The sequence below is a fragment of the Nguyenibacter vanlangensis genome (genome assembly GCF_013376155.1).
Classification (GTDB): domain Bacteria; phylum Pseudomonadota; class Alphaproteobacteria; order Acetobacterales; family Acetobacteraceae; genus Gluconacetobacter; species Gluconacetobacter vanlangensis.
The window spans coordinates 1-884 of sequence record NZ_JABXXP010000953.1 but is presented as its reverse complement, the minus strand read 5'-3'; the positions used below and the strand labels follow the sequence as shown (position 1 = coordinate 884).

At 65.6% G+C, this 884-nt stretch carries 2 protein-coding genes; both read right to left on the bottom strand.

The window, feature by feature from the left end; all coding sequences use genetic code 11:
• On the bottom strand, positions 1–218 hold a 218-nt coding region (locus HUK84_RS20410), incomplete at its 3' end, for a hypothetical protein (protein WP_374729398.1).
• Positions 219–522: 304 nt separating this feature from the next.
• On the bottom strand, positions 523–884 hold a 362-nt coding region (locus HUK84_RS20405; RefSeq protein ID WP_176641826.1), incomplete at its 5' end, for a lysophospholipid acyltransferase family protein.

The following is an 884-nucleotide window of genomic DNA, read 5'->3' as shown; positions in this document are numbered from 1 at the left end:
ACCTGCCACCCCTGGCGGGCCAGATCGGCGCTCCAGCGCGTCACCGCCGCATCCAGCCGGCACTGCGCCACCCACCATGCCGACAGGTCGGCCAGCATCAGACACGCCACGGCCAGACACGACATGATTAGCCACGGCACGGCCAGGCGCCGCGCCCGGCACCCCTGGACGATCCGTCTCGCCATCCGGGACAGGGCAGGAGGGGCGGGTACGATCACGCCGTTCGATCACGCATGTCAAAAATGGCCGCGAACAACTTGATTCACATAAGATTAACATTGATGGCGCTAGGGTCGCCGCGCAGCCGTATGGAATTTATCCACAGGCGCCGCGCGCGGTTCCGCCCCTGCCGTAACCCTTTGTTTCGGCCCATGCCGACTCGGCGTCAACCCTGCGCGGATAGAAATTTATTCGTTGCGAAATAAAGCACTTGCGGGATTTTCAGCCCCGGCACCCTGATCCGCCCGCCCCCTGCGCCGCCGGGCGGACCGCCCGGCCCCTCTTCCAGGGGAACGACAAATCTTATTGATCGACCGAATGGGGGACAGGAACGCCCACAGAGTTATCCACAGGATTGTCCCGTGGGTCCCGGGCCGTAAATCCGCGGGACAAATCGTTCCAGGCCGCTGAGATCGCGGGAAGAATCCCGTTCCGCCCCAGGTCCGGCGGCAGGGCGGCCCCGATGGCGATATGGATCGTTCCGGGATGCTTGACAAACGCATTGCGCGACCAGCACAGGCCGGAATCCGTGGCTACCGGAATGACGGGCAGGCCGGTATGTCCGGCCATCGCGACGATGCCGGGGTGCAGCCTGGCCGTCTCGCCCGGCCGGGTCCGCGTCCCTTCGGGAAAGATGACGATCTGCCGCCCGTCCGCCGCCGCCT